This window comes from Pseudoalteromonas sp. SIMBA_162 (assembly GCF_046535955.1).
Classification (GTDB): Bacteria; Pseudomonadota; Gammaproteobacteria; order Enterobacterales; family Alteromonadaceae; genus Pseudoalteromonas; species Pseudoalteromonas marina.
In genome coordinates, this window is sequence record NZ_JAWJBQ010001124.1 from 1 (window position 1) to 239 (window position 239).

At 61.9% G+C, this 239-nt stretch carries 1 protein-coding gene; it reads right to left on the reverse strand.

The window, feature by feature from the left end:
- Positions 1-239: S41 family peptidase (locus R0J88_RS23180; protein ID WP_410901342.1), on the reverse strand; the 239-nt coding region annotated here is incomplete at both ends.

Sequence of the window (239 nt, forward strand, 5' to 3'; positions counted from 1 at the left end):
TTTCGTCTTCCAGCACGTCGACGCGGCCGTCGCTGTTGCGCACCAGTACGGTCGGGCCTTTCTCGATGAACAGGCTGGTCAGCTCGGTGGCTTCCTGCAGCGAGCCGCCGCCGTTGTTGCGCAGGTCGATGACCACGCCGTCGACTTTCTCCTTCTGCAGTTCGGTGAGCAGTTTCTTCACGTCACGCGTGGTGCTCTTGTATTCCGGGTCACCGGCGCGGTAAGCCTTGAAGTCGAGG